This is a genomic window from Nitrososphaera sp., from assembly GCF_037447015.1.
Classification (GTDB): Archaea; Thermoproteota; Nitrososphaeria; order Nitrososphaerales; family Nitrososphaeraceae; genus Nitrososphaera.
Window position 1 is genome coordinate 154,912 of record NZ_JBBIHK010000001.1, and the last position, 6,455, is coordinate 161,366.

Sequence of the window (6,455 nt, forward strand, 5' to 3'; positions counted from 1 at the left end):
GGTACAAGTCAGTCCTCGACTGCAAAGGTCAGCATGCTTGCGGTGATGACGCTCTCCACGCGCTTTTGCAGTACCTCGTTGAATATCAGCTCCAAGAGGGTCTTGTGGTAGAGCGACCAGTTGTAGCCGAGGTCGTGCTTCATTATAAAGACGTGCCTGCCGTCGCGGACGCGGTGGCTGAACTCTATCGACGAGTTTTTCATGCGCATTTCGAGCCAGGACAGGAACGAGTCAAGGTCCATCTTGCTCTTCATGAAAAGGGCGATGTCGTGCACGGCCCCCTTGCCCACCTTCTGGGCCATCTCCACCACCCCCTCACGCGACATCTTTTCAAAGAGCGTCTGGACCACCGGCCGCGCTATCGGGATCATGCCCACCTTGGGCTCGAACATGTCCCACTCGACGAACCTCTTGAGCACCTGGTTTACGAGCGTGTTGAGGCTCACCTCCTTCTTTTCGGATTCAGACCTGAGCGCTGCCATGACGCTTTCCTCGATCCTAAACGTCATTGTTACCGTGGCCCTCTTGCTGTTGCCACTGCCGTTGCTGCTGCCGTTGATGCTCGCTTCAGAGCCTGCTGCGGGAGACAATAAAGTACCTTTCGCCGTTATCTATAATAAACGTGCCCAAAACGCTTGCGCATGTTTGCAGTGTGTACGTTACCCGTAAGTATTCTGTCTATCCCCTCCCGGTCAGGCGTTGGCGATCGGCTGCAGGGGAATCTGCACCAGGCACGAGACCACCGGCGGGGGCAAGCGCTCTGCCTACGGGCAGGGCTACAAACGCTGCTCGTCGTGCGGGGTGTTTATCAAGGTGGAAGGGATGCGCTGCCCCTGCGCTCGAAAAGGAGGTTCTGACTGCTGTGCTTTTAAATAAGGCTGGCGCAACTAGCAGGCATACACACATGGCGGGGGAGCTTCCGGTCGTGAACGAGAAGGGGACTTTTGTGGCAATCTCCGAGATAGAGCTGAAAAAAGAGTCGATGAAGGAGTTCAAGGAGTGGTTCGTCGAGTCGAACAGGGTCGTTTCCAAGTTCGACGGTTTTATTGCCCGCAGGCTGCTAGAGTCGCAGGACGGGAGCAAGCACAGGATAATAGTCATGTTCCGCGACAGGGAGTCGTTTTCCAGGATGCACCAGACGCAGGAGCACGCGGCCCTGCACGCAAAGGCGGTCACCTTCATGTCGAGGCCGCCGCAGCCGACGTTCTACAACGTGGTGGCAGAGTGAGCGCGTGTATATGACGACTGCTTCTCCTCAATCCAAAAAAGAGCTGTCAGAGGCAGAGGCTTGGGAGATACTGAAACCGGTCTGCCGCGAGCTGTTCGAGCTGGTCAACGAGAAGATGCTCGGCTTTGTTTCGGCAAGCGAGGAGGGCAACGGCTCCTTTACGATAAGACTAAAGTCGAGCAGGCTGCATTTCGCCTCCCGGGGGTTCAAGGACAGCATAGGTGACGTCGAGTACGGCGAGGGAATGCTCAGGGTCGGGCTGCGCGCAAACGGCAGGCCCGGCAATGTCTTTGTAGAGCTGGCGGCATAGCCTGGTGTGTGTAGTGTAACAGAGCTGACAGACAAGCCCTTAATATCGCCGCGCGGCGAGCCTGTCCTGTTACCATTGATAAAGATGACGATGTCGCAAGCAAGCCCCACAGCCGCAGAGCTGGCGATGATGCACTGGGACTGCGCCAAGCTGCTCGAGCTTGGCGTCAGCGAGCAGGCGGTGCGCAGGATGACTCTGCCAGAGGCCCGCGAGATATTGAAGGGTCTGCTGTACCTCAGGGAAAGGTACAGGGGCGTTGCAGAACCCGGGCTGTAATCGCCGCTGCCGCAAGTTAATATAGCAACGGTTCCCCAGGTGCAGCGTATATGCAAGGCATCCAGAAGTCAAAGTGCGCAATGTGCGGTACGACGTTCATGGCAGAAAACGGCGCCAAGATGTGCCCTTCGTGCACGTCGCGCGGCCACGGGGAGATGGGCAGCCACGGCTGCGGCTGCGGTCACCACCACTAATTCTCTTTCTTTCATCACCGCCTCATGCGGCCATTTTTTGCACCAGCCGTAAAAAAGGCTAATAAGCAAATGCGGCTCCAAGGTGGTAGGCTGCCGCGGCATATGGAGCACCTGATATTCCATCACAACGGGAAGGAATACAAGGTCTACGACGCCCTGACTGCCGACGAGGTCAGGGCGATCAGGAGGATGGGCGAAGAGAGGGACAGGAGGCTCAATCCGCTCAACGCCAAGTCGACGACAAAGTATTTCGAGGACACCGACAAGATGGCCGCGGCGATATTGAGGCGGTGCTTCCGCATGACGGACGACCAGATATCCAGCATAGACCAGATAGAGCGGCGCAGCCTGGCAAGCGCATTTGTGAGGTTCCTGGGAACGGTCAACAACCTCTGACAATGGCAGCTCGTGCTTGCTCGCAGGCTCTGCTGCACGTATATACGCATGTGCGGGCACGATAATCTGTCGTCAAACCGCCCTGTACGGCGCGCAGGTCCCCTGCTAACTAATATGCCATGTTGTGTTGCTACTGTTATAATATCTCCTTGACGCGCCCCACTATGCCGCTTTCCAGCTCGACCTTGATCCCGTGCGGATGGCTCGGCGACGACGTGAGGATTCTCTTGACTATGCCGTCTGTCAGCCTGCCGCTTGGCTGGTTCTTTTTTTCGACGACGCGCACCCTGGCGCCGATCCTGATATCGGCCCTCCTTCGTCCATCATCCTGCATCGCATTATGCACAGGAACCGCCAGATAGATAACCTTTCAGGCAGCAGAAGGAAGGGAAGAAGAAGGGTAATTAGCGACCGGCGACAAGAATAAACAGAGGAGAGAGAGAAGGAGAGATAGAGGGATGGGATACCGCGTAGTCTGTGAGCGCCACAACCTGAAGCAGTTCTGCTCCACCATGCTTGAAGCCAAGTCGGTCCAAAGGCAGCATGCGCGTGAAGGCTGCCTGGAATCAGAGATCAAGAAACCCGGCCAGAGATAAGGAGTTCAGCTTTTTCATGGCCCCTGCTGCCCTGCGGCAAGCAGGATCCCTGCTGCAAATGCAAGCGGCCTTCCTTTCTCTGCAGAAATGCGTTTGCGGCTAGCCAGCGCCGCATAAAGAAAAAACGCTGTGGCTAACGGGACCGCAGAAAATATGTTGTCCCAAGCGGCGCGGCAGCGGCTATCGCTGCGATAGCGAGGGATTTCATCGGCGATCAAGAAGAGCAAATTCGTATAAGCATTGTGATATAGACGCAGGTATTCCAGATATGGCGTAACGACAATTCTCTTTTTCAGGGTTAATTCCCAGTCAGATAGAACCGGCGGCATATTGTACCGGCCATATTTGCCGGATTAGAAAAAGTAAAATATTCAACCCACGATAATGGATAACGCCTGCAAGCGGTCACGTAGTACGTTACGTGAATGTTGGGTAAAGACTTGACGTCCATTGAACGTGTTGACGGCTGTACCGCTCGCAGGTGTCCCGCCTCTCGCAGGCTCAACGTCGCTAGCATTGGAGGGGCGGGACCCGCAATAGGTGTGTGTATGTATGTTTTTGTTGTTTTGATGCAAAACGCCGTTTGCGACGACCGGACAGACTTGGCGTCATAGTTGCGCCGCATATTATATCACCCCACCACCATCATCATCTTCTTCTTTTTGCGGCTGCCTGCAAGTACACGGATGATGTATGTGTGTGCGCGGGCGCGTGCCTACCGGGCAGGAACCAGGCGGTACAGGCTGCCGGAAAACGAGAGCACGTAAGGATAGCCGTCCGGCCCCGTCTCGATGTCGGTTATGCCGCCAAAACCGGAGCCAAGGAAAACCTCGTAGGCTTCCCTGCCGTCCTCTGCAACGGAGTCGCGCAGGGGGCTGGAAGAGCTGCCAGGATCTATGCCGTCCCTTTTGCCGTTTACCGTCAGAAAGTAAAGGTGCCCGTTGTTGATGTCGCCTACGAGTATGTTGCCCTCGTATTTTTTCCCCAGCTTGTCGGACTTGATGAATTCAATGTCCGTGACGCCGATCGAGTGCTTCCAGCTGAACACCGGGTCGGCATAGTGCGCGCCGTCAAGCATGGTCAGGCTCTGCCTCAGCGCAGCTTCTGCTGCCGCCGCTGCTGCCTCCCCTTCGCCCCCGCTCCCCGCCTTTGCGGCCTCGGCCGCCCTTGAAATGGGCCCCATCACCTTTCCCCACCCGCTGTTAAAGCCGGGCTTGACCACGTTCACTTCGTCGTAGCTGTCCTTCCCGTTTTCCGTGTCCCAGAGGGTGCCTGTCAGGGGGTCAAAGGCGAGCCCAAAGCTGTTCCTTATGCCGTACGCATAGTAATAGTCTGTTGTTTCCGCAGACCCCCCGCTGCCTCCTCCTTCTCCTTTGCCGCCGGAAAGGACCTTGGCAGCAGGTCTGCCGTCCCGGTCCACCTTGATTATCACGGAAGTATTGTCAGGCGCAGGCCCGTCCCTGTAGTTTTGGAGCATGCCGTTCCTGTTGAGGTCGCCGATGACCACGTACAGGTAGCCGTCCGGCCCGACGATCATCTTGCCGCCGTTGTGGTTTGGGCCCGGCGTCGCAGGCAGCTCAAGTATCTTGACAGGGTTCTGGAGTTTTCCGTCCTGCCAGTCGTAGCGGTAGACGCGGTTCTTTGCCTCGCCAAAGAGGTCCTTTTCGGTGATGTAAAGAAACACGTCTTCTTCTCCTTTGTGATCTTCTCCTCCTCCACCCCTGCCGACGGCTATGCCCAGGAGGCCCTGCTCGACAAAACTGGTCAGGGGCTTTAATGTAAGCACAGGGTCTTTTGCGAGCTTGCCGCCTGTCACAAGCCTCACGTTGCCCGTGTCCTTCTCAAGGACAAGGAGGTTCGAGGTGTCCACAAACGCCATGCTTGTAGGAAAGGCAAACCCATTATCCACCACCACCTGCTCGACCTTGAGTGAAGAGTCCCGGACCGCCGGAAAGTCGCTTTGGCGCCCGAACACGCCCGAATATCCATAATAATCTCCCCCGACAGGAATGCCTAGCTTCTCGGCAAGGAGAGGCGCCGTCAGGACTACGGCGATTGCAACTATCGCCATGGCGACAGCTATCACAAACGCTATAGATATTCCGGATACTTTGCCCATGGCACGCGTGTGATGGTTGAGGCGGTCTGCAAATATAATAGCATGAGGTCTATTTGCAGGAGCGGGCAGGTGCAGATTAACCACGCGCCGGCATCAGGCAGGCAGAAATTCCTGCTCATGATTCTGTAAAAAAGTTACAGGAAAAATCACTGGGCCGGTGGCGGCGCAGTTGCTGGCTCCTCCGGCAGAGGGTTCCTTGGTAGAGAATCATCGTACGTGATTGCCTTCAGGTAAATTACAACGGGCCCTCCCGGGCGCCCCTGCGCCGAGTTCTTGGCAAGCTCGACTGCGAAAGGCTCTACCACGCCGGCAAGGTTCTCCTGCGTGAGGTCCAGCTCTAGCTTTTTCCAGCTCTTTTCCAGGTTGACCGGCTTGCTGGCTACGGCAAACTTGATGCTCTTTTGTTGTTGTTGCTTGTCTTTCGGCTGCTGCGGGCCGTTTCCGGCTGCCGCCACCGCCGCCGCGTCATCGGCAGACTTGCCTGCCGCCTTGAATTTCACCACCTCGCCGCCATTTTCACCTCTGACGTAGAACGAGACTTTCTTTGCGCCCACGAGGCTTGGGCTCGTGCCGTCACCCTTGTCGACGTAGGAGAGCTCGGGCGCGCTCTGCTGGTTGGTGGGCGTGTATTCAAGCCTGGTGCAAAATTCGCACGAGATCTCTGAATTTACCCAGTCGTCGTAGATTTTGAGAGCGCCGACGCCGTACAGAGCCTGGCCGTCTACAACCTTTTTCTTGAATCCTTTTTCAATCTGCAGGGGGAACGGCGACGCGTCGGCGGTGTTGGACGACGACTGCTGCTGGTGAGACCACGGCAGGTGCGCGTTGTTGTTGCTGCCGCCGTCACCCAGAAAGAGAAATCCGGATACAATGAATATCGAGGAAGCTAGTGTCCCTGCCAGAGCAAGCGAGAGAAGTTTCTTCTCCCCCAGGAAAGCCATGGCATGGTAAGCTTGGCGCTCAATATAATCATTCTATCCGGGTCTGGCACAATAAAGGATAGATGCTGCCGCCAACAGCTGTTGCGATGGAAAGCAACGGCTGATTTACTGCAAGCTGTGGAGGCGATGCACCATTTTATTTCGGGCAGCAGCGCCGGGTCAGAAGACAAGCGATTGATCTCGAGCGGCAAAGGCGCGCACGTACATGGCAGAGCCATGGCCCACACAAAAAGCTGCGTCGCAGACGATGGTGAGCTGCAGGCCAGCAAGCCGCATGAAAATCAGGAAAAGAAGAAGAGAAAGGAATGCAGTAAGAAAAGGCGGCGGGGGGGAGGGGGGGGCAGTAGCTGTTGTAGCAAGCAAAGAGACCTTCTTTTCCTACCGCCCCGGCTTTG

General features: G+C 56.3%; 10 protein-coding genes. 5 read left to right on the forward strand and 5 right to left on the reverse strand.

From position 1 onward, the window contains the following. Positions 1-8 precede the first annotated feature (8 nt). Positions 9-590: a hypothetical protein gene (locus WKI84_RS00890; RefSeq protein WP_337861625.1), complete on the reverse strand. Its 582-nt coding sequence runs from the start codon at positions 588-590 to the stop codon at positions 9-11. Between the two features lie 314 nt (positions 591-904). On the opposite strand from WKI84_RS00890, the gene WKI84_RS00895 reads away from it, so the two are divergent. From WKI84_RS00895 to WKI84_RS00915, 5 genes are all read left to right on the forward strand, one after another. Continuing rightward, positions 905-1,228: an antibiotic biosynthesis monooxygenase gene (locus tag WKI84_RS00895; RefSeq protein WP_337861626.1), complete on the forward strand. Its 324-nt coding sequence runs from the start codon at positions 905-907 to the stop codon at positions 1,226-1,228. Between the two features lie 10 nt (positions 1,229-1,238). Next, complete coding sequence (locus tag WKI84_RS00900; protein ID WP_337861627.1) at positions 1,239-1,538, forward strand: hypothetical protein; 300 nt, start codon at positions 1,239-1,241, stop codon at positions 1,536-1,538. An 84-nt stretch (positions 1,539-1,622) separates the two neighbouring features. Continuing rightward, positions 1,623-1,814, forward strand: a complete 192-nt coding sequence (locus WKI84_RS00905; RefSeq protein WP_337861628.1) for a hypothetical protein — start codon at positions 1,623-1,625, stop codon at positions 1,812-1,814. Positions 1,815-1,864: 50 nt separating this feature from the next. Next, positions 1,865-2,008, forward strand: a complete 144-nt coding sequence (locus tag WKI84_RS00910; RefSeq protein WP_337861629.1) for a hypothetical protein — start codon at positions 1,865-1,867, stop codon at positions 2,006-2,008. Between the two features lie 102 nt (positions 2,009-2,110). Then, a complete protein-coding gene (locus WKI84_RS00915; protein WP_337861630.1) occupies positions 2,111-2,404 on the forward strand; it encodes a hypothetical protein in 294 nt (97 codons plus the stop codon). A 136-nt stretch (positions 2,405-2,540) separates the two neighbouring features. Here the strand turns inward: WKI84_RS00915 and WKI84_RS00920 are convergent, their stop codons facing one another. From WKI84_RS00920 to WKI84_RS00935, 4 genes are all read right to left on the reverse strand, one after another. After that, the gene (locus WKI84_RS00920; RefSeq protein ID WP_337861631.1) at positions 2,541-2,738 is read right to left on the reverse strand and encodes a YwbE family protein; all 198 of its coding nucleotides are present in this window, start codon (positions 2,736-2,738) and stop codon (positions 2,541-2,543) included. Positions 2,739-3,014: 276 nt separating this feature from the next. Beyond that, positions 3,015-3,329, reverse strand: coding sequence for a hypothetical protein (locus WKI84_RS00925; RefSeq protein WP_337861632.1), 315 nt, complete (start codon positions 3,327-3,329; stop codon positions 3,015-3,017). A gap of 386 nt (positions 3,330-3,715) precedes the next feature. Further along, positions 3,716-5,119, reverse strand: a complete 1,404-nt coding sequence (locus tag WKI84_RS00930) for a PQQ-dependent sugar dehydrogenase (protein WP_337861633.1) — start codon at positions 5,117-5,119, stop codon at positions 3,716-3,718. A 146-nt stretch (positions 5,120-5,265) separates the two neighbouring features. Next, positions 5,266-6,060: a hypothetical protein gene (locus WKI84_RS00935; protein ID WP_337861634.1), complete on the reverse strand. Its 795-nt coding sequence runs from the start codon at positions 6,058-6,060 to the stop codon at positions 5,266-5,268. Positions 6,061-6,455: the final 395 nt, after the last annotated feature.